This is a genomic window from Aquabacterium sp. (assembly GCF_004297345.1).
Classification (GTDB): domain Bacteria; phylum Pseudomonadota; class Gammaproteobacteria; order Burkholderiales; family Burkholderiaceae_C; genus Aquabacterium.
On sequence record NZ_SCTN01000133.1, the window covers coordinates 1 to 23991 of the forward strand.

Sequence of the window (23991 nt, forward strand, 5' to 3'; positions counted from 1 at the left end):
CCAGTTCGTTCACCAGATTGCCGACAAGCTCAAGGATGCGCCGCATCTCAAGTTGCTGATGGTAGGCGATGGCCCGACCTTCCCTGAGTTGCAGGCTTATGTGAAGTCACGGGGGTTGGACGAGCAGGTGATCATGACCGGGCGCGTGGCGCACGATGATGTGCCAGGCTTGTTGGCCGCGATGGACATGGCAGTGCTGCCCAGTGCGGGCGACTACACCTCGCCCGTGAAGCTGTTTGAGTTCATGGCGTGTGGCATCGCGCCGATTGCGCCGGATTTCGAGCCCGTGAAAGAAGTGCTCAAGGCGGATGAAACTGGCTGGTTCTTCAAGGCAGGCCAACTGGATGACGCCGTGCGCGCTGTGCTGGAGCGCAGTCAGGATGCCCAGGCCCTGCAACGCGTAGGCACGGCTGCTCGCGCCTATATTGCGGCGGAGCGCCAGTGGCGCAACAACGTGGTGCAACTGGTCGACTTCTTCCGCAGCTTGAAGGGGTCTTCCTGATCCGCTTCGAATTGTTCAGTGCGCCTTGCCACGCAGGCGCGCTCGCACCGGCGTTTCGAACCAGGTGAACGACACGTAGCCGAACACGATCACCGCGACGATGGACACGCCGACGCCCAGCAAGCTCTGGCCCGTGGCGCGTTCCACCGCCATGCGGATCGGGTACATCAACAGCGGATGCACCAGGTACATGCCATACGAGATCTGACCAATGGTCACGATGCTCCTGAAGTTGGCCAGTTTGGCAAACCAGCTATTTTCTGACGAGCGCAGGATGACCAAGGGAATCATGAAGCCGATCAGCAGCGGCTCCAGCGCATAACCCAGGCTGTACTTGTAGGCTTGAATCTGCTGCAGGGTGGCCGAGGTGATCAACAGTGCAGCCAGTGCGGGCAGCACCCATTTCCGACGGGCCAGTCGTGCGCTGACTTCCAGCCAGAACTGCTGGCGAAGGAGCATGGCCAGCACGCAGCCCACAGCCAGGTGGTCGGCGCGCGTCTCGAGTGCGCGATAGAGGTAGGCGTCCGGCACGTCGAACACCCACATCAGGATCGGGCGGCACAGCCAAACGGCCACGATCACCGTGCACATGAAGGGCACCATGCGGATGCGGTGGCGGAACAGCGCCAGCAGCGCAAAAGGCCAAAGCAGATAGAACTGCTCTTCAACGGCAAGTGACCAGCAAGGCGACAGGAAATGCGTGGCCGCACCTGTGAGGCCCTGGTAGTAGTTCAGCACGTAGAGGCAGGCGGCCACCACGGCGTCCCACGGTACGGGCAGGTGGCGCAGCGTCAGGTAGGTGATGCCCAGCAGCACGTAGGCATAAAAAGCGGGCAGCAGTCGCGCGGCGCGGCGGCGATAGAAGTCCAGCAGGTTGATGTCCTGGTGCTTGTCCAGTTCATGCAGCAGCATCCACGTGATCAGGAAGCCGCTGAGCACGAAAAAAATCTCGACACCGATGCCGCCGTTGAACAGCGCAATCGGGCCCAGCCAGGTCATGCCGGAATGGTCCACCAGCACCATCAGCACGGAGATGGCACGCAGGAAGTCCAGGCCGGGGATGCGGCTGCCGCGCAGCGCCTTGAACAGCTGGGCGGCTTGTGGCTCGGCGCTCGGGAGGGGTGAAGGGGTGGCTTGGCGCATGTCGCGTGGATGGGCGTTCAGTGTGCGGTCAGGCCGCTGGTCAACTGGAGAACATGAGGCGCCAGCAATTGGGCCATGTGGGCCGAGCCTGCGTCCGTAAAGTGCACGAAGTCGGCAAAGTTGCCAGGACCCGGCGGGATGGCTTGGTCGGCGTCCACCAGATCCAGCTTCATCTCCTGCGCCAGTGCCTTGATGGCGGCATTGGTGCGCAGCTCCAGATCAAGGAAGCCTTCTTCCTTGAGGTCTGGATAGAAGCGGCGCCAGGCCGTCATCATGGGCTTGTCGGCGTCGCGCAATGTGGAGCCGAAGTAGGTGGCGTGGGTCGCCAGCACCACCTTGGCGCCGGCTTGATGGGCAGTGCGCACGGCGCATGCTAGGTCGGTCTTGAATGACTGGATATTGCTGTCCGGCACCTTGTCCATCACGGCGATGCCCTGGATGGATTTGGCGATGTCATGCTGCCGCCACATGGTCATGATGCTGGGCGGCAGCACCTTCTTGCTCAACTGCTCGATCTTGCCGGTCAGGCGGATGCGGTCCTTGATGCCGATTTGATCGGGCACCGGACTGCTGGGCTGATCGCACAGCGGCTTTTCGCTGCCTATGTAGTTGGCCGGGCTGGGGTAGATCACGACCACTTTGGGCTGGAACTGCTTGATGCCCCGATCCAGATAGCCCCAGCGGCCAATGCGCACGCCTGGGATCGCCAGGTTGATGACGTTGTAGCGGGCCGCGCCCGCTGCCTCATTGAGGCGGGCTTCCAGTACACGTGGGTACTCGTGATCCGGGCTCTCGTAGATGCCAAAGGTCTCAGAGGCGCCAAAAGTGACCACATTGATGCGATCGGCCTGTGGCGAAGGGCCGCGATAGCCCCATTCGTTCATCGACCACTTGCCAAATCGCGCATTCGGTTTGCCTTCGCGACCGAAGGGGCTGGGCTGGAAAACCGATGAAATGGTGTAGGGCTTCCACATGGGGGCGCCTTCATTGATGGCATCGTCGATGCGCGCTGCCATCTCCATGGTGCCCAGGCCGAGGGCTGCGTAAATCAGACAGCTCAGTATGCGTTTCATGCTGCTGCCTTGTCAGAACTGGAAGTAAACGAAGGACTGCGCCTTGCCGCCAAGGAACAAGATCATGTAGAGCATGCAGGCGTAGGTCACCGTACGAATCGCGGGGTGAACACGAGCCGGGTTCAGGAAGAACAGTTCATGGCTGCGCCATTGGATCAATTGCACGACAACCAGTGGTGACACGATCCACGCAACGGTTTTCAGAGTGTTTGTGTTCAGGCCATCCAGCGGATGCAGCAGCTCGCCGCTCATGTGCACGATCTGCGCCATCGACGTTGCGCGAAACAGCAGCCAGCCATAACAGGTCATCAGAAACATCGATGCCCATTTGATGGCGATCCACAATGGTTTGACCGGGCGGGCGGGCGCATCCACGCGAGCCAGGAAGGGGGTGCTGATACGGTGGATCACCAGAATGGCACCGTGATAGAAGCCCCACAGCACGAAGTTCCAGGCCGCGCCGTGCCACAGGCCGCCCAGCAACATCGTGATCATGAGGTTGCGGTTGGTCATCCACTTGCCCTGGCGGTTGCCGCCCAGTGGCTTGTAGAGGTAGTCACGCAGCCAGCTCGACAGGCTGATGTGCCAGCGCCGCCAGAACTCCGATGGGTTCATGGAGACGTAAGGCAGGTTGAAGTTCAAGGTGAACTCGAAACCCATCAGCTTGGCAATGCCGCGGGCGATGTCGGTGTAACCAGAGAAATCGCCGTAGATCTGAAACGTGAAGGCCAGCACGCCGATCAAGGTGTCGCCGCCCGTTGGGTTGGGCGAATTGAAAACGCTGTCCACGATGGGGGACAAGTTGTCGGCGATGAAGACTTTCTTGAAAAAGCCCCAGGCCATCAGGTGCAGGCCTTCTATGACTTGCTGAGGCTTGAACTTGCGTGGATGGACCACCTGCGGCAGCAGCAGCGATGCGCGTTGGATCGGGCCGGCCACCAGGTGCGGGAAATAGAGCACTGCCAGGAAGAAGTCCCAGAATGATTTTGTGGGGTGCAGTTCGCCTCGATAGACGTCGATCGTGTAGGACAGCGCCTGGAATGTGTAGAACGAGATGGCCACCGGCAGGACGATGTTCAGGGTCTGAACGTCGGGATGAAACCCCAACTGGATCAGCGCAGCCTGCATCGACTGGACGAAGAAATTGAAGTACTTGAAGAAGCCCAGCAAGGCCAGGTTCGCCACCACGCTGATGGTGACCAGCCTCTTGCGCTTGACGGGATCACGGCTGTTTTCCAGTTGCGTGGAAATCCAGTAGTCCAGCGAAGTGGTGCACAGCAAGGGCGCCAGGAAGCGCCAATCCCAACAGGCGTAGAACACGCAACTGGCCAGGACGAGAAAGGCGTTTTGTCCGCGATGGGGAAGGCAGAAATAAACCGCCAGAACGATCGGGAGAAAGAGAAAGAGAAACTCGACGGAATTGAACAGCAAGTCGTTTACTCCCCTTTTAATGGCGCTTCAAGGCGTACACCGGCTATCCGATTCGGACAGCCGGCGATGATAAGGGTAATCGTGTCGATGTTAATCGGCTAATTCTGTTGAGGATGGATTCGAGACCCCCAAAGTAAACGAGGAGACCCGCGAACAAGGTGTTCGTTGGGTCTCCTCGCGGAGTGGCTGAGGGGACTCAGCCATTCAGTCTGATTTGCCGATCAGGGCAGAGCAGGGCCCTTGAAGGGTGCCAGCACAGGTTCGCCAGATGGTGTCAGCGTGCGGGTGGTCACTTCTGTAGGCAGCGGGGCTTTCAGTGTGTAGAAGGGTGAGGTGGCCTTCAGGCTGTAGTCACCGGCTGCGAAGTTGGTGAACCCGGGGTCAGCTGTCTGCTTGGTCAGACCTGTGTGACCCGTGCCGTTGAACTTGGTGCCTGTGTACAGGTTGGGGTTGCTGGGCGACGAGGCGTAGTTGCCGTAGTTGGGCATCGCTTCGATGTACTTGTTGATCCAGTTGGCGGGCTGGGTCGTGTTGGTCGTCGCGTCGAGGAAGGTCGGGTAGTTGGCCACACCGCTCCAGAAGAACAGCGAGAAGTTGGCTGCCGTGCCGGATGCCGTGGCCGAGGTGGCGTACATCAGGTTGTTCAGGGCGTTGACTTCGGTGCCGCGGTTGTAGTTGAGCATCTCGAACAGAGGGGCGCCATCACGACCGTACATCAGGTAGTCATACTTGGAGATGACGCGGTTGCTGTAGAAGAAGACCTTGCCGTAGCGGAACTGCTTCTGTGCGCCGAAGTCGCCATCACCGTGACCGATGACGATGCCACCGTTGGCGCCGATGAGGCGCTGGATGAACACGTTGTTGTAGACGAAGGCGTACTTCACCAGATCTTCGCCCAAGGCATCTTTCTGGATGGCTTCGTAAGGGCCATTCGACTCCGGATCACGCAGCGAGATGTTGTGCATCGCGCTGTCGATGTAGTTGTTGCGGAAGATGATGCCGGCAGAGCGGTCCTTGATGTTGTCTGCCGAGGTGCCCAGTGGGCGGCCAAAGTAGTTGTATTCGTAGACTGTGCCGATGGCTTCCGTGTAGGCGTTGTGCAGGCTGGTGTTGCCGTCAATGCCGTTGTCGTGGAAGTAATTGTTGCGCACCAGGATGTTGCGTGACTGGCGACCGTTGCCGAGGTAGTCGGGGGCTGGCGCCATGTAGTCCTGGTCAGACTTCAGGAAGAAGCCCAAGCCGTTATTGGCAATTTCGCAATCCGTGATAGCGAGGTGCTCAGCCGGTGCAACGTAGATGCCGGATGTAAAGGCGGCGTAGGGTTTGACTGTGCCGGACAGCGATGTAAAGCTTGCTGGCGGACGTACGTTCTGGACTGTCAGGCCCTTGATGTGCAGGTAGCCGGGCTTGTAGCCATAGCTGGCCGAGGTCAGGCCACCACCGATGTTGATGGGGCGGCTGATGATGATCATGCCGAAGCCGTCGAACACCGAGGACATGCCTGTGCCGGTCGCTGGGGGCGAGATGGCGTCGACACCGTCAAACACGGGGCGTTCGCCATTGGGCCCGGGGACACCGGTGACGGTGATGTACTTGTTCTTCTCGCCGCGGGCACCGATGAAGATGACGTCCTTGTAGGCGGCGGGGCGATAGTAAATCTTGACCACGTCACAAGGCAGCAGCTTGATCCATGGCACATCACGAGGCGTGGTGTAAGCCTTGCCGGGGCCGACTTCGAAAGTCAGGCCTTCCGTGGCGCCGCAGGCAGAACGGCTGGGGTATTCGGCCTTGTGATCCCAGGCGGTGGGGGTTTCGATGCGTGTCAGGTTTGGCAGTGCGCGAGACTGCATCGGGTTGGTCGCCAGAGGTTGTGTGGCGGGCGCTGGTGCCGGTGCTGGGGCTGGAGCGGGTGCCGGGGCAGGTGCTGGGGCCGGAGCGGGTGCAGGGGCCGGCGCTGGGGCCGGGGCGGGTGCTGGTGCAGGGGCCGGTGCTGGCGCAGGAGTGGGTGCCGGTGCAGGGGCTGGTGCGGGAGCCGGTGCTGGAGCAGGCGCGGGGGCCGGTGCTGGAGCAGGTGCTGGATCTGGCACGCCGTTGGTCGTGCTGGGCAGTGTTGCCGCGCTCAACGATGTGCTCGCCGTGGTGTCGGTGCCGCCGCCGCCGCCACCGCAACCCACAACGGCTGCGCTCAGGCTCACGACAGCAATGCAGCTATTGATGAACTTCAGGCGCTCCTGGAGGGGGGAGGTGGACAGATTCTCGATGGACCCATTCAGGGCGGTGCTGGATAACAGTTTCAAGGTGTACCTCTCGGGTGGACACGACGTTCATCAATGAAGCGAACTTTATTCAAGAATTCGATCGCTGCTGGCACGCATTTGTATGCAGTCGTATCGGAGGGGTTAGGGTTGATCATGTGAACTGGGTGGGAATACCCCGGTATTTCGCGTCTTGTCCCTATTGGATTTCGGACCGTGTGCGAATTAGCTCACAAATTGGTTTGTGGTTTTGCCTTCTTGTTTCATCATGCGCAATCCCGGGATTGGGGGTTAATTGATGCAACTTGATTCAATTGACGAAGCTCTCATGGCGTGATCAGCCCAAATGGCTATTTCCGCTCCGCTTTTTGAAGGAGCTTCTCACACACACCAAGGGTTTCGCTGGCCACATCGTCCCAGCTTCTACGGATCCCGTTGGCAATCGCCTGATGATCCCAGTTCGTATCCAGAGCTTGTGTCAAAGCCCGTGTCAGGGCTTCGACATTCTTTGGTGGAATCAGAATGCCATTGCCTTCGTGCAGAATTTCACGTGTGCCCCCTACATCGGTCGCAACAACAGGGCGACCACATGCAACACCCTCTACCACGACGTTCGGATAGCCTTCAGACCAGCTAGGCAGCGTCAGGACATCGCTCGCGGCCAGCCATTGTGCAACTTGTGTAGGTTGCAGCCCGCCCGGCAAAAAGACTTTGTCGAGCAATTGCTTTTCACTCAACAAGGCCTTCAGGCGATCTTCCAGTACGCCTGAGCCAATCAGGGCTAGACGCAGTTTGGGGCGAGTTCGGCACATTTCCCCGAAAGATGTCACCAGTTCGATGAGGCCTTTGGCTTCGATGAATCGACCGACGTAGGCAATTACTTCGGAATCGTCGGGAATATTCAGTGCCAGCCGGGCTGTCTGCCTGTCACGCAATTGAAATACTTCCGTATTGAAACCATTGACGATGACGTGGATCTTGTCTGCCTGAGTACCGTATTTGTCCGCTGTGTAATGGCGCATGGCATCGCTGACCACAACCACAGAATCAGCCTGCTTCAGGGTATGGCGCGTCATCACGGTATTGATGCCCTGGCGTACATGAATATCTGAGCCGAGTGCCCCGATCACACAGGGTATGCCCAGTGCACGTGCACTGCGCAACGCTGCATGACCATCGGGGTATACCCAGTAACCAATGACGATATCTGGTTTGAAGGCGCGAATTCTGGGCGTCAATTGACGGCTGCTGACCACGCCATTGAGCCCTCGTGATACGACGGGCAGGGCGGTGTATGAGAAGGCGTCTACGTCCAGGTCTGGCAGGCTGTAGTTTTCGGACAGATCCCCGTACACGTAAGTGCGAGGGCGCAGCATGGAGAGCTTGGGATAGCGCGCCTGAGGCAGAAATACCTTGACGTCCGCCAGTTTGGATAGCGATTTGGCGGTTTCGTAAATAAAACGCCCTCGAGTTTGATCGTAGGGCATCGGGAGTATCGGGGTGACCAGGGCGATACGGCGGCGAGGCATTGCGTTGAATACGAGGGGTTGGGCTCTGAGCGTCAGAACCGAGGCGATAGAATGACCCGGATACCCCACAGGCCGTGGCAGATAAGGTCTGCCCGATTGTGGCATGAACGGGCTACCCAAGCCCGGGGGGCAATAATTTGTGATCTGGACGGAGATGTCGATGACGACCAACTTTGCAACTTGTGACCTTTGCGATGAGCACAAGAACGATACCGATGGCGCATTCCGTGTGCTGCCGCCCGTATTCAAGGACTATGGCCAGCGCATCAAGTTTGCAGGCCAGGTTGCCACGGTGAAGTGTTTCGAGGACAACACCCTGGTCAAGGCGGCGGTCGACTCTCCCGGCCTGGGGCGCGTGCTGGTGGTTGATGGTGGCGCATCGCTGCGTCGTGCGCTGGTGGGCGGCAACCTGGGCAAGGCAGCAGCCAGGAATGGCTGGGCTGGCGTGATCGTGGATGGTTGCGTGCGTGACTCGGCCGAGCTGGCAGAGTGTGACGTCGGCATCCGCGCGCTGGGCCTGATGCCTTTGCCTACTGAAAAGCGCAACGAGGGTCAGAAAGACATCGCCGTGCAGATCCAGGGTGTGTGGGTCCGCCCTGGCGATTGGCTCTATGCCGACGAGGACGGCATTGTGATCATGGACAAGCCCAAGGCCTGATCCACGCAGGGAGGTCGCTCTTAACGGACGACTTCCAGCACGCGATCCAGGCCGCCTTCGTTGATGGCAATCATGGCCTGCTCGCGCACCTTGGGTTTGGCGTGGTAGGCCACGCTCAGGCCTGAGGCACCCATCATCAGCAGGTCATTGGCGCCGTCGCCCACCGCAATTGATTGCTTCGGGTCGCAGCCGATGCGTGCACACAGTGCCAACAGGTGCTGTTTCTTGGCCTCGCCATCGACGATGTCGCCCAGCACCTGGCCGGTGAGCAGGCCGCCTTCGATCTCCAGCGTATTGGAATGTGCTTCGTGCATGCCCAGGCGCGCCTTGACGCGATCCGCGAAGAAGGTGAAGCCGCCAGACACAAGCAAGGTCTGCAAACCGGCAGCCTTGGCGGCGTTGATGAGTTCCTGGGCGCCCGGATTGATCTGGAGTCGCTGGGCGTAAACCTCTTGCAGCGCCTCGGCCGGCACACCTTTGAGTAGCGCCACACGGCGACGCAGGCTGTCCTTGAAATCGGTGATCTCGCCACGCATGGCCGCTTCCGTGATGGCGGCCACTTCGGCCTTCTTGCCCACCGCGTCAGCGATTTCGTCGATGCACTCGATGCTGATCAGCGTGGAGTCCATGTCGAACGCGATGGCCTTGAAAGACGACAGGTTCAGGGATGGTGCGAAGCCTTGGATGACGAGGCCGGGGGCGAATTCGGTGGCGGACATGGCGTGGAAGGACTGATGCGGAGGCCGATGCGAGAGCCGCGTCGTAGACGTGGCGAAAACGGGTGATTATCCTCGTCCGTGGACTGAGCGCGTATGCTGGGCACCATGTCCGGTGCCACTTCTTCCACCCGCAAGCAGGAATTTGCCAACTTTATCGTGGAGTTGATGGCGAGCTGGGCGCCCGTGCAGGCTCGCCCCATGTTCGGTGGGTTCGGGGTCTATCGTGATGGCCTGATGTTCGCGATCCTGATCGAGGAAACCTTGTACTTCAAGGTGGATGACGAATCAGAGCCCTTGTTCGCACAGCGTGGTTTGCCTCGCTTCAGCTATGAATCGAAGGGACGTACGGCGTCTTTGCGTTACTGCGAGGCGCCGGCCGAGGCTTATGACGAGGCCGTGCACATGGCCAGCTGGGCCCGTTTGGGCTACGACTGTGCGGTGCGCCAGCAAAACAAGCGCAAGCCCGCCAGGAAGGTGGCGGCTTCCAGAGCGCGAAGGCCGATCGACGCGGACGTGCTGGCGTCGGGGGCAGGGTCGATGCCGCAGCGGGAGCCCAAGCTTGGGGTGGGACGCAAGGCACGTGGCCAGGGGGCTCAGCTGGACATGATGAAGAACCTGGGCCCCAAGAGCCAGGAGATGCTGGCCGGCGCCGGCATCCACAGCGATGAGGACTTGCGCCACCTGGGCGCAGTGGTGGCCTATGCCCGTACCAAGGCCGTCTGCCCTCGTGCCAGCTTGAATCTGTTGTGGGCGCTCGAAGGCGCGCTGACCGGGCGTGACTGGAAAGAGGTGGCCGAGACGGATTGCGCCAGCTTGTTGATGGCGCTGGAGGATGTGCAGCAGCACATGCTTTGAGATAATCCGCGCCTATGCTGCGAATCACCGAACTGCGTCTACCCCTTAATCATCCAGAGGGCGCCTTGCGTCCTGCCATCGTCAACCGGCTGGGGATCCTGGATGCACAACTCCAGAACTTCACCGTTTTCAAGCGCAGCTATGACGCTCGCAAGAAAACGGCGATCGTGTTGATCTACACGGTGGATTGCGAGTTGGCGGATACAGGTGTCGAGCAGGCCGCGTTCAAGCGCTTGAGCGACGATCAGCATATTCGCGCTACACCCGATACGAGCTACAAGTTTGTGGGCCATGCGCCGGCCGATGCCGCTCAGGACAAGCGTCCCATCGTGATTGGTTTCGGACCATGCGGGATTTTTGCGGCCTTGATTCTGGCGCAGATGGGTTTGCGCCCTATCGTGCTCGAGCGTGGCAAAGAGGTGCGCCAACGCACGAAGGACACCTGGGGTTTGTGGCGCCAAAGCGAGCTCAATCCAGAGTCCAATGTGCAGTTCGGCGAAGGCGGTGCGGGCACGTTCTCTGATGGCAAGCTCTACAGCCAGATCAGCGACCCGCGTCATCTCACGCGCAAGGTGCTGACCGAGTTCGTGAAGGCCGGCGCACCCGAAGAGATCCTGTTTGTGGCCAAGCCACACATTGGTACCTTTCGGCTGGTGAGCATGGTCGAGAAGATGCGGGCCGACATCGAGGCGCTGGGTGGTGAAATCCGCTTCCAGCAGCGCGTGACCGATGTGATGATCGACCAGGGGCAGGTGCGTGGCGTGACGCTGGAAAGCGGTCAGCAGATTGAAGCAGATCATGTGGTGCTGGCTTTGGGGCACAGTGCGCGCGATACCTTCACGATGCTGCATGAGCGCGGCGTCTACATGGAGGCCAAGCCGTTTTCGATCGGCTATCGGGTCGAGCACCCGCAGAGCATCATTGACAAGGCGCGCTTTGGGCCCAATGCGGGCAACGAGATTCTGGGCGCAGCCGATTACAAGCTGGTCCACCATGCGAAGAACGGCCGCGCTGTCTACAGCTTTTGCATGTGCCCGGGCGGCACGGTGGTGGCGGCGACGTCCGAGCCCAATCGTGTGGTTACCAATGGCATGAGCCAGTACTCGCGCAACGAGCGCAACGCCAATGCGGGCATCGTGGTGGGTGTCTCGCCGCAGGACTATCGGCAAGATGGTTTGCATGAAGGCCCCGTGAGCCCGCTGGACGGCATCGCCTTCCAGCGCTTCTGGGAGTCGCGCGCTTATGAACTGGGTGAGGGCAACTACATGGCCCCAGGCCAGTTGGTCGGGGACTTCATCAAGGGTCAGCGCAGCAAGGTGCTGGGCAATGTGATGCCGTCATACAAACCAGGTGTGACGCTGACGGATCTCGCGCAGCCCGGTAACGGCAGCCTGCCGGATTACGCGCTGGTTGCCATCCGCGAGGCCTTGCCTGCGTTTGAAAAGCAGATCAAGGGCTTCTCGATGCCGGATGCCATGTTGACGGGTGTCGAAACACGCACCTCATCGCCATTGCGGATCACGCGTGGCCGCGATTACCAGAGCCTCAATGTGAAGGGGCTGTACCCGGCGGGTGAGGGCGCGGGTTATGCCGGCGGCATCATGTCTGCCGGTGTAGATGGCATTGAGGTAGCCGAAGCTGTGGCGGCGGCCATTCTGGGTATCGAGGCGCCCTGACGACGTTGTCGATGCGCTGCTGTGCTCAAGAAATGGCTTGCCAGAGTCCCAGGTAGCCATTCACAGGCTGGCCGCTTTCCGTGCGCAGTGGCGCGGCGTGCATGTCCAGGACATTGAAGCCATGTTCCTGTGCCATTCGTTCCATGTAGCTTCGGCTCTGGCTGTATCGGCCTGCCTTTTCCAGGAAGTAATCCTGTGAGGCATGCACGGTGCTGGTTTCGATAGAGAAAGCCAGCAAGCCGTTGGGACGCAGCAGGCGGTGGGATTGCGCCACGATGTCGTCGAGTTTCCCGACGTAGATGAACACATCTGCCGCCACCAGAACGTCAAAGGTCGCGTCTCCTTCTTGCCGCATCATGGCCAGCAGGTCGGAATGGACCAGACGCTGGTAGACCTGTCGCGCGCGTGCTTTGTCCAGCATCTTGGCAGACAAGTCCACGCCCACCAGATTCCGGCTGCGTGACGCGATTTCGGCGCCAACCAATCCGGTGCCGCAGCCCAGGTCCAGTGCGTCCCATTTTGTGGTGTTGGTGGCGTTGGCGTCGCTGTGCCGCGCCAGCATGGCGGCCAGTTGCGCGGGTACGTTGTAGTTCAGTGTGCTGGTGAGGTGCTGCTCGAAGTTGTCTGAGTAGTTGTCAAACAGCTGCGAGATGTATTGCTCGGGCGGGACCTCCGGATTGCTGCCCGTGAGCATGGCCAGCGCATGTGTGCCATAGACATCGCCCGGTGCCAGCTCCAGCTTGCGTTTGAACATGGCGATGGCTTCTTCATCGCGGTTCTGCAGCCTGAGCGTTTCTGCCAGATTACCTGTGGCGCCTACATCGTCTGGCTTCAAGGCCATGGCGTGGCGGTAGCAGGCCTCGGCAAACTCCAGATTGCCCAGTTCCTGGTGCGTGCAGCCCAGGTAGAAGAAGGGTTCGAAGTCGCCTGGCATGAGCTTGGCGGCGGTTTGCAGCGGCTCCATGGCCGCATCGCCGCGGTTCAGATGCCGCATGCACAGGCCCAGGTACTTCCAGCCGAAACCACTGTTGGGGTACTGCTTGGCCAGGTTTTGCGCGTATTTTTCTGCCTCGGCATATTGCTGCTGGGCATACAGCGTCAGCACGATGTGCTGTTCAAGCGGGCTCGGGTGAGCAGGTGCCATGGGGGCGGCTGGTCGCATCAGGACATTGGCCTGTTGCTTGGCGGACTTCTTCATCAAACCTCCGTATTTCGTCGCATGAAGCGCTGGCGCTGATTGTCAGTCACTGTGGGTATCGCGGCGCTTGGGGCTCATGCCGAGAGTGGTTGCCCCAGGTGGCGCAGCAGATCGCGCACGTACTGGGCGCGGTCTTTCGGGTCTGACAAGGCCTTCTCGATGCGCAGCTTGTCGTTGCCGGCCAGCTTGATGTGCTTGTTCTTCTGCACCAGTTCGATGATGCGCATGGGCTCCACGGGCGGGTTGGGGCGGAAGGTGACGTTGATGATGCCGGGCGCGGCATCGATCTTGATCACGCCATAAGGCTTGGCTTGCACGCGCAGCTTGTGCGTATCGAACAAGGCCTGGGCCTGCGGGGGCAGCTTGCCGAAGCGGTCCACGATCTCTTCCAGCATGGTTTCGATCTTGTCGAGCGAATCTGTTGTGGCCAGGCGCTTGTACAGGCTCAGGCGCACGTGCACATCGCCGCAGTAGGCATCGGGCAGCAGCGCAGGGGCATGCAGGTTGATGTCGGTGTTGCTGCCAAACAGGCCCGAGGGCGACAGCAGATCGGGCTCCTTGCCGGACTTGAGCGCACGCACGGCCTCGCCCAGCATCTCGTTGTAGAGCTGGAAGCCCACTTCCATCATGTTGCCGCTCTGGTTGTCGCCCAGCACTTCGCCGGCGCCACGGATCTCCAGGTCATGCATGGCCAGGTAGAAGCCCGAACCCAGCTCTTCCATGTTCTGGATGGCGTCCAGGCGTTGCGCGGCCTGCTTGGTCAAGCCTTCTACATCAGGCACCAGCAGGTAGGCATAGGCCTGGTGGTGGGAGCGGCCTACGCGGCCACGCAACTGGTGTAACTGCGCCAGCCCGAACTTGTCGGCGCGGCTCATCACGATGGTGTTGGCCGAGGGCACGTCGATACCGGTCTCGATGATGGTCGAGCACAGCAGCACGTTGTGGCGCTGGGCCACGAAGTCGCGCATCACGCGCTCCAGTTCGCGCTCGGGCATCTGGCCGTGGGCAATGGCGATGCGAGCCTCGGGGATGAGCTCGGCCAGCTTGTCGCGCCGGTTCTCGATGGTCTCCACCTCGTTGTGCAGGAAGTAGACTTGGCCGCCGCGCTTGAGTTCGCGCAGCACGGCTTCGCGGATGGTGTTGCTGCTCTCTGATCTGACGAAGGTCTTGATGGCCAGGCGGCGCTGTGGTGCGGTGGCAATGACGGAGAGATCACGCAGGCCCTCCATCGCCATGCCCAGCGTGCGCGGGATCGGTGTGGCAGTCAGCGTGAGCACGTCGATGTCGGCACGCATGGCCTTGATGGCCTCTTTGTGGCGCACACCGAAGCGGTGTTCTTCGTCGATGATGAGCAAGCCCAGGCGCTTGAACTTGACCGAGTCGCTCAGCAGCTTGTGCGTGCCGATGACGATGTCGATGGTGCCGTCTTCCAGGCCTTGCATGGCCTGCTTGATTTCCTTGGCCGAGCGGAAGCGGGACATCTCAGCCACTTTCACGGGCCACTGAGAGAAACGGTCGGAGATGTTCTGGTAGTGCTGTTCGGCCAGCAGGGTGGTGGGGGCCAGCAACACCACCTGCTTGCCGCCGGTCACAGCCACAAAGGCTGCGCGCAAGGCCACTTCGGTCTTGCCGAAACCCACGTCGCCGCAGACCAGGCGGTCCATCGGGCGTGGGCTGATCATGTCCTGGATGACGGCGTGGATGGCGGCGCGCTGGTCTGCTGTCTCTTCAAAGCCGAAGCTGGCGGCAAAGGCCTCGTAATCCTGTGCAGAGAAGCGGAAGGCAAAGCCCTCACGCGCTGCGCGGCGGGCATACAGATTGAGCAGCTCGGCGGCCGTATCGCGCACCTGCTCGGCGGCTTTGCGCTTGGCCTTGTCCCATTGCGGTGAGCCCAACTTGTGCAGTGGTGCTTCGTCCGCGCTCACGCCGGTGTAGCGGCTGATCAGGTGCAGCTGCGACACAGGCACATACAGCGTGGCCTTGTCGGCATATTCCAGGTGCAGGAACTCGGAGGGGCCATCGCCCAGGTCCAGGTTGATCAGGCCTTGATAACGCCCGATGCCGTGGTTGCTGTGCACGACCGGGTCGCCCACATTCAGCTCGCTCAAATCTTTGATGAGCGAATCCAGATCGGTGACTTGCTCGGACTTGCGGCGCCGGCGCGTGGTGGGCGTGGCGTCGAACAGTTCGGTTTCGGTGACGAACTGGATGCCAGCCTGCGCGTTGGCCGGGTCGTTCCAGATGAAGCCGGCGGCCAGCGGTGCGGCGGTGATGGCGTGTCGATGATCGCTGTCGACAAAGGCTTGCAGCGTGTCGATGCTGGGCAGGTTGATGCGGTGGTCGCGCAGCAACTCCATCAGGCTCTCGCGGCGGCCGGCGCTTTCGGCCACGACCAGCACGCGCTGGCCAGCCTTGTCGGTCTTGTCGATGTGCTGTTCAAGCTTGCGCAGCGGGTCCTGGCCGCCACGTTCGACGCTCAGGTCTGGCAGGGGGCGGGCCCATTCTGTGGACTCGATGCCGCGCACGGCCAATTGCGCGTGGGCGTTGGCCAGGGTGAAGAAGTCCTCCACTTTCAGGAAGATATCTTCCGGAGGCAACAGCGGGCGCTCGGGGTCATGCTGCAGGAAGCGGTGGCGCTCCTTCGTTTCGATCCAGAAGCGCTTCAGTGCCTCGTCAATGTCGCCATGCAGCACAAGCACGGCTTGCTCGCCCAGGTGTTGGAACAGCGTCGAGGTCTCGTCAAAGAACAAGGGCAGGTAGTACTCGATGCCAGCAGTGGCCACGCCCGTACCGATGTCCTTGTAGATGCGGGACTTGCTCGGGTCGCCCTCGATGCGCTCGCGCCAGCGGCTGCGGAAGGCCTGACGTGCGGCCTCGTCCATCGGGAACTCGCGACCTGGCAACAGGCGCACTTCTGGCACGGGGTAGAGGCTGCGCTGCGAGTCCGGATCGAATGTGCGAATCGAGTCGATCTCGTCGCCGAACAGGTCCACACGGTAAGGCACCAGCGAGCCCATTGGGTACAGGTCAATCAGACCGCCACGCACCGCATATTCACCGGGCGACACCACCTGGCTCACATGCGTATAACCGGCCAGCGTCAGCTGCGATTTCAGCGCAGCCTCGTTGAGCTTTTGCTTTTGCTTGAAGTGGAAGGTGTAGGCCGCCAGGAAGGCGGGTGGCGACAGCCGCGTCAGCGCCGTCGTGGCGGGCAGCAGGACCACGTCCACGCCCGTTCCCGAGTTCACGCCTTGTTGGATGCGCCATAAGGTGGCCAGCCGTTCGGAGATCAAGTCCTGGTGCGGCGAGAAGGTGTCGTAGGGCAGCGTTTCCCAATCGGGGAAGATGGCGCAGCGCAAGTCCGGCACGAAGAAGGCGATTTCATCGAGCAGGCGCTGGGCATCAGCCGGGTCGGCCGTCATCACGGCTGTGATCTGCCCTTGGGCCTTGCGGCTTTGTGCAAAACGGGCGAGCAGCAGCGCGTCACCCGAGCCCGCAGGTCGGGGCACCGTGAAGCGTTTGCCAGGAGCAATGGAGGGCAGGGGCAGGGCAGGCAGCATGGCTCAGAAATGACAAAGCGCCCGGTCACGAGGGTGGCCGGGCGTGTGATCCAGATTCAGGGGTGCATTTTAGGTGGGTGACAATCCCCTTATGTCACTCACGATCGCTTCTCACGAATTCAAAGCCCGTTGTTACGCCCTTGTCCCATGTGCCGGGGTGGGGGAGCGCGCCGGTGTGGGCGGTCCCAAGCAATATCACCCCGTGGCTGGGCGGGCAGTGGTGGCGCACACCCTGGCTGCCTTGGGCGCGGTTGAGCGCATTGAAGCCACCTTGGTGGTCTTGTCGCCAGAGGATCAATTGTTCGAGCGGCACGCGCCCGGTTTTGAAGGTCCCAAGGGCTGGGTTGCCCGGGTGGGTGGCGCTTCGCGGGCCGAGAGCGTGGCCAACGGCCTCAACGAGTTGCTGGCGCGTGGCGCACAGCCGTATGACTGGGTGCTGGTGCACGATGCGGCGCGTTGTCTGATCCAGCCTGATTGGGTGGGCCGCCTGATCGATGCTTGCGATGACGACGAAGTCGGCGGGCTGCTGGCCTTGCCTTTGGCCGATACCTTGAAGGCGGCGGTTAAAGGCGCTCAGGGTGAGCCTCGCGCGCAGGCTACGGTAGATCGCTCAGGCAAATGGGCAGCCCAGACGCCGCAGATGTTCCGCCTGGGGCTGCTGCGTCCGGCGCTGCTGTCAGCCTTGTCTGATCCGGACAGTGCGGCGGCCATCACCGATGAGGCCAGTGCCATCGAGTTGCTCGGGCATCAACCCCGGCTGGTGCCTGGGGCTTATGACAACTTCAAGGTCACTTGGCCGGGCGATTTCGCTTTGGCCGAGCGTTTGCTGTCGACGCGTCCTTGACTGCTGAGGTATCGGGCGCGGTCTGCGCATCTGCGTCTGATTGCAACTTGAGCGCGGCCATCACGACAGGCTTGGCCCACTCCGGTGTCGCCATGAGCGCTTGGGCTGAGGCGGGGGCTCGCACGGTTGCCTGCATTTTGCCGGCGCCTGTGCCCGGGGCGGCGTTTTGCACCCAATGCAGTAAAAGTTGGGGGCGGGGCGCCTTGTCTCGGTGGGGATCGGCCTCATCGCTGTTGTCGTAGACGCGCAGTTCGGCCAGATGCGGCAACAGCTCGATCAGTTGCAAGCGGCTTTGATCGAAGCGCCGGCGAATATCGGCCTCGGGAATGTCGTGCCCACCCTTTTTGACGCGCGCCTTGACGCGTGCCAGATGATGCTCGGGGCTCATCAGCCCGACATACCAAATGCGGACTTCGAATCCCTTCTTTGCCGCTTCTTTGAGCAAGGCCGCAAAGCTCTTACCGCCTAGCGTGGTCTCGAAGTTGTAGTCCAGCCCTTTGGCGATGGCGTGTTGCAGCAGGCGTTTGCCTTCATGCCAGGCGGCGCTGTTGGCTTGTGTGGCGCTCAGGTGCGGTTGAGCCTTGCGAATGCGGGCCGCTGCCTCATCTGGATTGAAATACTCGCCGCCACGCGATCGAATGGTCGCGCCACCAATGCTGCTCTTGCCGGCGCCATTGGTACCTGCCAGAACAAAAAGTCGGGGAACGTGGGCAGGATTGGCCACGGGCTGTCTCTCTCTGTGTTTTGGATGTGCTCAGCGGCGTACCGCTGGGGGGCGCTGGCTCAGCGCGCATCGGGCTGCCCGGTATGGGCCTGTGCATGCGGTGATGGCTGTGATGTGTCCGGCGGCGTCAGTTGTGTCGTGACGATGATCGGGCAGGCTTGGCTGCCGCAACGGCGGCCTGACCCAGTTCTGCTGGATCGGCATCAAACGCATCCATCATGGCATCGCGGGCTGCAGGTGCTTGCATGCGCTGCAGCAAGGCGTCGAATTCGTGGCTGAGTGTATCGAGCGGCTTGGCCTGCGCACCCAGCAAAGCTTGGTAGGCATCCAGCGACAAGACCACGGCTGTGGTGCGATCCCGTTTGGTAATGGCTACCATACCTTGGCTGGATGCGGCATCCAGCACGCGCCCAAAACTGTTCTTGGCTTCGGTCGCTGAAAACTCAGTCACCGGGAGATCCTCTCCGCGAGGATGACGCAAGGTTAGCGCAGTCATGATGGCCTCTGTTTCAATGCTTGTGGCTATTTTAGCCATTTCGGCTAATCTGTCCAGTTCGTGAGCTGGCCGCATCATTGAAAAAGCCCGGCTTGTGACCGGGCTTTTTGAGAGACGCCGTCTCGGCAGGCTTACCAGGAGACTTCTTGCTCCGGTGTGGCCTTGATGCGGTGCAGCGACAAGTCGGCGCCGTCGTATTCCTCTTCGTGTGACAGACGCAAGCCCATCACCTTGTTGAGAATACCGTACACCAATCCGCCGGTCAGCAGCGCCAAGGCCAGCACACACAGCGTACCCACAATCTGAGCGCCCATGTTCACGCCACCCGCGCCACCCAATGCCGTCTGGCCAAAAATGCCAGCAGCAATGCCGCCCCAGGTGCCACACAGGCCATGCAGAGGCCAGACGCCCAGTACGTCGTCAATCTTCCACTTGTTTTGGACCAGGGTGAACATGAGCACGAAGATCGCGCCAGCAATCGCACCCACCACCAGTGCGCCCGCAGGGTGCATGATGTCCGAGCCCGCGCAAACCGCCACCAGGCCAGCCAAAGGGCCGTTGTAGGCGAAGCCGGGGTCGTTTTTGCCCATCAGCACGGCCACCAGGGTGCCGCCAACCAGGGCCATCAGCGAGTTCACGGCAACCAGGCCGGAGATCTTGTCGATCGTCTGGGCGCTCATCACATTGAAGCCGAACCAGCCCACGGCCAGAATCCACGAACCCAGGGCCAGGAAGGGAATGCTCGACGGTGGGTGTGCCGACATCGCGCCGTCCTTGCGATAGCGATTGCGGCGTGCGCCCAGGATCAGCACAGCAGGCAGCGCGATCCAGCCGCCAAAGGCGTGAACGACCACCGAGCCGGCAAAGTCGTGCAACTGCCCGCCGGTCAGCTTCTGCAGCCAGTCTTCAAAGCCGAACTTGTTGTTCCACACGGCACCTTCGCACAAGGGGTAGAACACGCCAACGATCACGGCCGTGGCGATCAGTTGAGGGCCAAACTTGGCTCGCTCTGCAATGCCGCCGGAGATGATGGCCGGGATGGCCGCCGCAAAAGTCAGCAGGAAGAAGAACTTGACCAGGGCGTAGCCGTTGTTCTGAGCCAGGGTGCCAGCGCCTACGAAAAAATCGACGCCATAAGCAATCGTGTAGCCCACGAAGAAGTACACGATGGTCGATACGCAGAAATCAACCAGAATTTTGACCAGAGCGTTGACCTGGTTTTTGCCACGCACGGTGCCGAGCTCAAGGAAGGCGAAGCCCGCGTGCATCGCTAGCACCATGACAGCGCCCAAAAGGATAAACAGCGCATCCGCGCCTTGTTTGAGTTGGTCCATTCTTTGACTTTCAAAAAGAACACGATGCCGCACCTAAATGAATCATGTGCAGCATCTTGGGTCAATACGCACCATAAGTAAGCAATATGTGTGCCTGAATTTGGGGCGTATTGATTGGATTTTGTGCACACGCAACGCAATATGGTGCGCGCGTTTGGTGCGCTGTCTCAATCATGCTGATTTTTTGGAACCAATATGGTGCATTTGTTGCTCGGCCATGCCCGCAATTTCTCAGGCGCGAGCCCAACGCGATCCGTGCGTGGCGCACATTTCGCAGGACAATGCGAGCCCGGTCACTCACGTTTCAGACTTCCAAAATGTCTTTGCCTGTCATTCGCGTTGGAGAGGGGTGGGATACCCATGCCTTGGTCACGGGCCGTCCACTGATTCTGGGCGGCGTCACCATTCCCCATACGCATGGATTGCAGGGCCATTCGGATGCCGACGCCTTGCTGCACGCCATCACGGATGCTTTGCTGGGGGCTGCTGGCATGGGGGACATCGGCCGGCACTTTCCGGACACGGACCCGCAGTTCAAGGGCGCCGACTCGATCGTGCTACTTCAAGAGGCGGCCAGGCGTGTGTTCGATGCTGGCTGGACGATCGGCAATATCGACTCGACGATCGTGGCTCAAGCACCGAAGATGGCGCCACACATCCCGCTGATGCGCGAGCGCATTGCCCAGGCGCTGGACATCGCGCCCGATGCGGTGAACGTCAAGGCCAAGACAGCCGAGAAAATGGGGCCTGTGGGCGAGGGCCGGGCCATCGAGGCCCGTGCCGTGTGCCTGCTCTACGCAATTTGAGGGGATCGCGCCTGACGGTCAGGGCGCACGCTTGAGCTTGATGTGGGCCACCAGCCCGCCACCAGGTGCATTGGCGATTTCGAAGCCGCCACCCATGCGCTGAAGCGCCTTTTCCACAATCGCCAGGCCAAGGCCTGCACCTGTGGCCGCCGTGCGTGCCGCATCACCCCGGAAGAAGGGCGTGGTCAACTGAGACAGCTTTTCTGCTGCCACACCTGGCCCATGGTCACGCACGCTGAGGATCACCCACGAGCCTGAACGCGTGTAGCTCACATCCACATTGGTCACGCCTGTATATGTGTTGCGGCCATAGCGGCGTGCGTTCTCGAACAGGTTGGTCAACACGCGGCTGAGCTCGGTTTCGTCTGCCATCACCTTGGTGTCGATGGGCAGCTTGGCCGTGATCCGGATGCGTTTGGTATCGCGGAACTGGCTGATCGATTTGTCCACCACCGATGACACATGCACCGGCATCAGTTCGACATTGCCCGGGCGGGCATAGTCCATGAACTTGTCGATGATGGCGTCGAGCTGGTCGATGTCGGCGGCGATGTTGCGCTTGGCCTCTTCGTCCACCACGCTCATCTCAGCTTCCAGGCGCAGACGCGCCAACGGCGTGCGCAGGTCATGCGAGATGCCAGCCAGCATCACGGCACGGTCTTCATCCACCTTGGCGAGCTCACGCGCCATGCGGTTGAAGCCCTGGTTCACCTCGCGGATCTCGCGGGTGATCATGGATTCGTCCAGCACCGAGTCGTATTCGCCCTCGCGTATTCGGCTGGCCGCGAACGAGAGCTCTTTCAGAGGCTGGTTGATCAGGCGCGCAATCACGGCCGATCCCAGCATGGTCGCAATCAGCGCGATACCTACCCAGATGAACCAGGTTCGCCCCGTCATGGGGGCCACGCGGTTGCCGTCCGCCTGCAGCCAATAGTTGTCCTTCTCGATCTGGAAGCCCACCCAAAGGCCCTGCACGCCATTGACGCTGCTGGCCACAATCGTGGTCGGCCCCAGGCGCGAGCGCAGTTCCTTGCCAATCGCCTGCGTGAAGCGGTTGATCTCGAACGGCTCGAATCGGTCGGACGGTTCGTGCGGCTTGAGCGCGATCGATTCCTGATCGAAGAGGGTCTTGATCAGGGTAACGCGGTTGATGCTGTCGGCATAGCGCAGGGCGGCGCGCGACAGGTTCACCAGGCTGGCGATCTGCTGCGCGGCTTGCACCGAGCGAGGTTCAAACTCAAGTGCCTTGAAAGTCTGCACCCACGCGACGATGCCGGCCGTGAGCAACAGACCCAGCAGGATGAACGTCCGCCAGAACAGACTGAGGGCGAAACGCTTTCTAGGCATTCATCAAGCCCCACCATCCGGCACGAACACATAACCCACGCCCCAGACGGTCTGGATGTAGCGAGGTTGTGCCGGATCGGGCTCGATCATTTTGCGCAAGCGGGAGATCTGCACGTCCAGGCTGCGGTCGAACGGTTCGAACTCGCGGCCACGTGCCAACTGAGCCAGCTTGTCGCGCGACAAAGGTTGGCGCGGGTGACGCACCAGGGCCTTGAGCATCGAGAACTCGCCGGTGGTCAGCGAGATGGGCTCGCCTTCCTTGCTCAGACGGCGCAGGGCCAGATCGAACTCGAAGGGGCCGAACTGCACGGTCTGTGCTTCCTTGGCAGGCGCACCAGGCGCTTCCTGGGCCGGGCGGCGACGCAGCACGGCGTGGATGCGGGCCAGCAGTTCGCGGGGGTTGAAGGGCTTGGGCAGGTAGTCGTCGGCGCCCACTTCCAGGCCCACGATGCGGTCCACATCCTCGACCTTGGCGGTCAGCATGATGATCGGTGTGACGTCGTTGGCGGCGCGCAGGCGGCGGCAGATCGACAGGCCGTCTTCGCCTGGGAGCATCAGGTCCAGCACGATCAGGTCGACCGTTTCACGCGTCAGCAGGCGGTTGAGCGCCTTGGCGTCTTCGGCCAGCAGGACTTCGAAACCCTCCTGGCTCAGGTAGCGGCGCAGCAAATCGCGGATGCGCGCATCGTCATCGACCACGAGCACGCGGTCGGGACGCTGGTTGGGAGTCGTGGAGGTCATCTCTGCATTCCTCGGCATTTGTAACAGACGCGGATTGTGCGCAGTTTATCCGCGCGAAAACCGGTGCGCTGACCAGCTGTTACAAATATTGCGACCGTATGAACACCTCGTCAAGCCCATGGCGGGTTGTAGATCTTTGTCGTCGGTGAGCCTGGGCTGTGCGTTAACGTTGATGCGCCCGCCATCTTGGCTGGGTGCCATCCAGAAAGAAGGTCATTGATGCGACAAGCGTTTTCGTCTCGTTCCAGTCTGTCTCGCGGCTTGACAGGGGCTTTGCTGGCCAGTGCCTTGGCCATGGGCGCCTCAGCTGCGCATGCTGAGCCAGACGCTCAGCAAAACGTGGTGCGTTTCTCCGCAGGTGCCACGCAAGAGGTCACTCAGGATCTGTTGATCGTGACCTTGCAGGCCTCGCGCGAAGGCAGTCAGGCTGCCGAGGTGCAAGCGGGTTTGAAGCAGGCCATGGACGCGGCCCTGACTGAGGCGCGCAAGGCAGCGCATCCGCAGGGTATGGAGGTGAGAACAGGCACCTTCTCGGTGCAGCCTCGCTACAACAACTCGGGCCGGGTCAATGGCTGGCAGGGCTTCGCGCAATTGATTCTGGAAGGCACGGACGTTGCGCGCATCACGCAGACGACCGGGCGCATCAACCAGCTCAATGTGATCAACGTGAGCTACGGGCTGTCGCGCTCTCTGCGCGAGCAATATGAATCCACCTTGACCAGCCAGGCAATTGCGCGTTTCAAAGCGCGCGCCTCGCAAATGGCAGCTGATTTCGGCATGAAGGGCTACACCCTGGGGGATGTCACTGTGTCCTCGACCGACCCCGGCTTTGAGCCTCGTCCCTACCTGGCCAAGGCCATGGCCATGCGCGCGGAGATGGCAGATGCGCCATTGCCGGTAGAGCCGGGTAAAGGTGTGCTGTCGGTGACCGTCAACGGTCAGGTCACGCTCAAGCCCTGACCGGTTACGGCGGGCTATGCAGGTCTTGCTTGCTCAGTCCGCCGCCGGGTAGCTGGTCTGTTCGCGCCACTGGCCGCCGATCAGCACCTGGTGGGGCAGGAACTGCGCCTTGTAGGCCATCTTCTGGCTCTCGGCAATCC

20 protein-coding genes are annotated in these 23991 nt (G+C 61.1%); 7 read left to right on the top strand and 13 right to left on the bottom strand.

The features are described from left to right. Positions 1-502: glycosyltransferase (locus EPO09_RS04085; RefSeq protein WP_290640447.1), on the top strand; the 502-nt coding region annotated here is incomplete at its 5' end. A 15-nt stretch (positions 503-517) separates the two neighbouring features. Here EPO09_RS04085 and EPO09_RS04090 read toward each other — a convergent pair. From EPO09_RS04090 to EPO09_RS04110, 5 genes are all read right to left on the bottom strand, one after another. Beyond that, positions 518-1645 carry an acyltransferase gene (locus EPO09_RS04090; RefSeq protein WP_290640449.1) on the bottom strand — a complete coding sequence of 376 codons (1128 nt, stop codon included), beginning with the start codon at positions 1643-1645 and terminating at the stop codon, positions 518-520. A 17-nt stretch (positions 1646-1662) separates the two neighbouring features. Then, the gene (locus EPO09_RS04095) at positions 1663-2718 is read right to left on the bottom strand and encodes an SGNH/GDSL hydrolase family protein (protein WP_290640452.1); all 1056 of its coding nucleotides are present in this window, start codon (positions 2716-2718) and stop codon (positions 1663-1665) included. Positions 2719-2730: 12 nt separating this feature from the next. Next, complete coding sequence (locus EPO09_RS04100) at positions 2731-4038, bottom strand: MBOAT family protein (protein WP_290640454.1); 1308 nt, start codon at positions 4036-4038, stop codon at positions 2731-2733. Between the two features lie 332 nt (positions 4039-4370). Continuing rightward, positions 4371-6446 carry a hypothetical protein gene (locus tag EPO09_RS04105; protein WP_290640456.1) on the bottom strand — a complete coding sequence of 692 codons (2076 nt, stop codon included), beginning with the start codon at positions 6444-6446 and terminating at the stop codon, positions 4371-4373. A 308-nt stretch (positions 6447-6754) separates the two neighbouring features. Continuing rightward, positions 6755-7891 carry a glycosyltransferase gene (locus tag EPO09_RS04110; RefSeq protein ID WP_290640458.1) on the bottom strand — a complete coding sequence of 379 codons (1137 nt, stop codon included), beginning with the start codon at positions 7889-7891 and terminating at the stop codon, positions 6755-6757. 202 nt (positions 7892-8093) lie between these two features. Between EPO09_RS04110 and rraA the strand changes: the two genes are divergently transcribed. Then, positions 8094-8591 carry a ribonuclease E activity regulator RraA gene (gene rraA, locus EPO09_RS04115; RefSeq protein WP_290640460.1) on the top strand — a complete coding sequence of 166 codons (498 nt, stop codon included), beginning with the start codon at positions 8094-8096 and terminating at the stop codon, positions 8589-8591. A gap of 20 nt (positions 8592-8611) precedes the next feature. Here the strand turns inward: rraA and serB are convergent, their stop codons facing one another. Then, positions 8612-9310, bottom strand: a complete 699-nt coding sequence (gene serB, locus EPO09_RS04120; RefSeq protein ID WP_290640462.1) for a phosphoserine phosphatase SerB — start codon at positions 9308-9310, stop codon at positions 8612-8614. A 93-nt stretch (positions 9311-9403) separates the two neighbouring features. Between serB and EPO09_RS04125 the strand changes: the two genes are divergently transcribed. Together EPO09_RS04125 and EPO09_RS04130 are read left to right on the top strand one after the other, a co-directional pair. Then, a complete protein-coding gene (locus tag EPO09_RS04125) occupies positions 9404-10165 on the top strand; it encodes a TfoX/Sxy family DNA transformation protein (RefSeq protein WP_290640464.1) in 762 nt (253 codons plus the stop codon). A gap of 14 nt (positions 10166-10179) precedes the next feature. Next, positions 10180-11841: an NAD(P)/FAD-dependent oxidoreductase gene (locus tag EPO09_RS04130; RefSeq protein WP_290640466.1), complete on the top strand. Its 1662-nt coding sequence runs from the start codon at positions 10180-10182 to the stop codon at positions 11839-11841. A 25-nt stretch (positions 11842-11866) separates the two neighbouring features. Here the strand turns inward: EPO09_RS04130 and EPO09_RS04135 are convergent, their stop codons facing one another. Together EPO09_RS04135 and mfd are read right to left on the bottom strand one after the other, a co-directional pair. Next, entirely contained in the window at positions 11867-13039 is a 1173-nt protein-coding gene (locus EPO09_RS04135) for a methyltransferase domain-containing protein (RefSeq protein ID WP_290640468.1), read from the bottom strand. A 74-nt stretch (positions 13040-13113) separates the two neighbouring features. Next, entirely contained in the window at positions 13114-16599 is a 3486-nt protein-coding gene (mfd, locus tag EPO09_RS04140; protein ID WP_290640470.1) for a transcription-repair coupling factor, read from the bottom strand. Between the two features lie 91 nt (positions 16600-16690). On the opposite strand from mfd, the gene ispD reads away from it, so the two are divergent. Next, the gene (ispD, locus tag EPO09_RS04145; RefSeq protein WP_290640472.1) at positions 16691-17443 is read left to right on the top strand and encodes a 2-C-methyl-D-erythritol 4-phosphate cytidylyltransferase; all 753 of its coding nucleotides are present in this window, start codon (positions 16691-16693) and stop codon (positions 17441-17443) included. Here ispD and EPO09_RS04150 read toward each other — a convergent pair. From EPO09_RS04150 to EPO09_RS04160, 3 genes are all read right to left on the bottom strand, one after another. After that, the gene (locus EPO09_RS04150) at positions 17388-18167 is read right to left on the bottom strand and encodes a zeta toxin family protein (protein WP_290640474.1); all 780 of its coding nucleotides are present in this window, start codon (positions 18165-18167) and stop codon (positions 17388-17390) included. The two genes, ispD and EPO09_RS04150, sit on opposite strands and share 56 nt — an antisense overlap. Before the next feature lie 127 nt (positions 18168-18294). Then, entirely contained in the window at positions 18295-18618 is a 324-nt protein-coding gene (locus tag EPO09_RS04155; RefSeq protein ID WP_290640476.1) for a type II toxin-antitoxin system Phd/YefM family antitoxin, read from the bottom strand. 176 nt (positions 18619-18794) lie between these two features. Next, positions 18795-19997 (bottom strand): ammonium transporter, encoded by a 1203-nt coding sequence (locus EPO09_RS04160; RefSeq protein WP_290640478.1) that lies wholly within the window; start codon positions 19995-19997, stop codon positions 18795-18797. A 317-nt stretch (positions 19998-20314) separates the two neighbouring features. On the opposite strand from EPO09_RS04160, the gene ispF reads away from it, so the two are divergent. Beyond that, on the top strand, positions 20315-20803 hold the full coding sequence (ispF, locus tag EPO09_RS04165; protein WP_290640480.1) for a 2-C-methyl-D-erythritol 2,4-cyclodiphosphate synthase: 489 nt from the start codon (positions 20315-20317) through the stop codon (positions 20801-20803). Positions 20804-20821: 18 nt separating this feature from the next. Here ispF and EPO09_RS04170 read toward each other — a convergent pair whose 3' ends face one another. After that, complete coding sequence (locus EPO09_RS04170; protein ID WP_290640482.1) at positions 20822-22150, bottom strand: sensor histidine kinase; 1329 nt, start codon at positions 22148-22150, stop codon at positions 20822-20824. Positions 22151-22153: 3 nt separating this feature from the next. Beyond that, complete coding sequence (gene ompR, locus EPO09_RS04175) at positions 22154-22891, bottom strand: two-component system response regulator OmpR (RefSeq protein ID WP_290640484.1); 738 nt, start codon at positions 22889-22891, stop codon at positions 22154-22156. 219 nt (positions 22892-23110) lie between these two features. Between ompR and EPO09_RS04180 the strand changes: the two genes are divergently transcribed. Beyond that, positions 23111-23851, top strand: a complete 741-nt coding sequence (locus EPO09_RS04180; RefSeq protein ID WP_290640486.1) for an SIMPL domain-containing protein — start codon at positions 23111-23113, stop codon at positions 23849-23851. Positions 23852-23991: the final 140 nt, after the last annotated feature.

Excerpts from the sequence above, each read along its gene's own strand:
- EPO09_RS04090 (WP_290640449.1), bottom strand. The coding sequence starts at position 1,645 with ATGCGCCAAGCCACCCCTTCACCCCTCCCGAGCGCCGAGCCACAAGCC.
- EPO09_RS04095 (WP_290640452.1), bottom strand. The coding sequence starts at position 2,718 with ATGAAACGCATACTGAGCTGTCTGATTTACGCAGCCCTCGGCCTGGGC.
- EPO09_RS04110 (WP_290640458.1), bottom strand. The coding sequence starts at position 7,891 with ATGCCCTACGATCAAACTCGAGGGCGTTTTATTTACGAAACCGCCAAA.
- rraA (WP_290640460.1), top strand. The coding sequence starts at position 8,094 with ATGACGACCAACTTTGCAACTTGTGACCTTTGCGATGAGCACAAGAAC.
- serB (WP_290640462.1), bottom strand. The coding sequence starts at position 9,310 with ATGTCCGCCACCGAATTCGCCCCCGGCCTCGTCATCCAAGGCTTCGCA.
- EPO09_RS04125 (WP_290640464.1), top strand. The coding sequence starts at position 9,404 with ATGCTGGGCACCATGTCCGGTGCCACTTCTTCCACCCGCAAGCAGGAA.
- EPO09_RS04130 (WP_290640466.1), top strand. The coding sequence starts at position 10,180 with ATGCTGCGAATCACCGAACTGCGTCTACCCCTTAATCATCCAGAGGGC.
- EPO09_RS04135 (WP_290640468.1), bottom strand. The coding sequence starts at position 13,039 with ATGAAGAAGTCCGCCAAGCAACAGGCCAATGTCCTGATGCGACCAGCC.
- mfd (WP_290640470.1), bottom strand. The coding sequence starts at position 16,599 with ATGCTGCCTGCCCTGCCCCTGCCCTCCATTGCTCCTGGCAAACGCTTC.
- ispD (WP_290640472.1), top strand. The coding sequence starts at position 16,691 with ATGTCACTCACGATCGCTTCTCACGAATTCAAAGCCCGTTGTTACGCC.
- EPO09_RS04160 (WP_290640478.1), bottom strand. The coding sequence starts at position 19,997 with ATGGACCAACTCAAACAAGGCGCGGATGCGCTGTTTATCCTTTTGGGC.
- ispF (WP_290640480.1), top strand. The coding sequence starts at position 20,315 with ATGTCTTTGCCTGTCATTCGCGTTGGAGAGGGGTGGGATACCCATGCC.
- EPO09_RS04170 (WP_290640482.1), bottom strand. The coding sequence starts at position 22,150 with ATGCCTAGAAAGCGTTTCGCCCTCAGTCTGTTCTGGCGGACGTTCATC.
- ompR (WP_290640484.1), bottom strand. The coding sequence starts at position 22,891 with ATGACCTCCACGACTCCCAACCAGCGTCCCGACCGCGTGCTCGTGGTC.
- EPO09_RS04180 (WP_290640486.1), top strand. The coding sequence starts at position 23,111 with ATGCGACAAGCGTTTTCGTCTCGTTCCAGTCTGTCTCGCGGCTTGACA.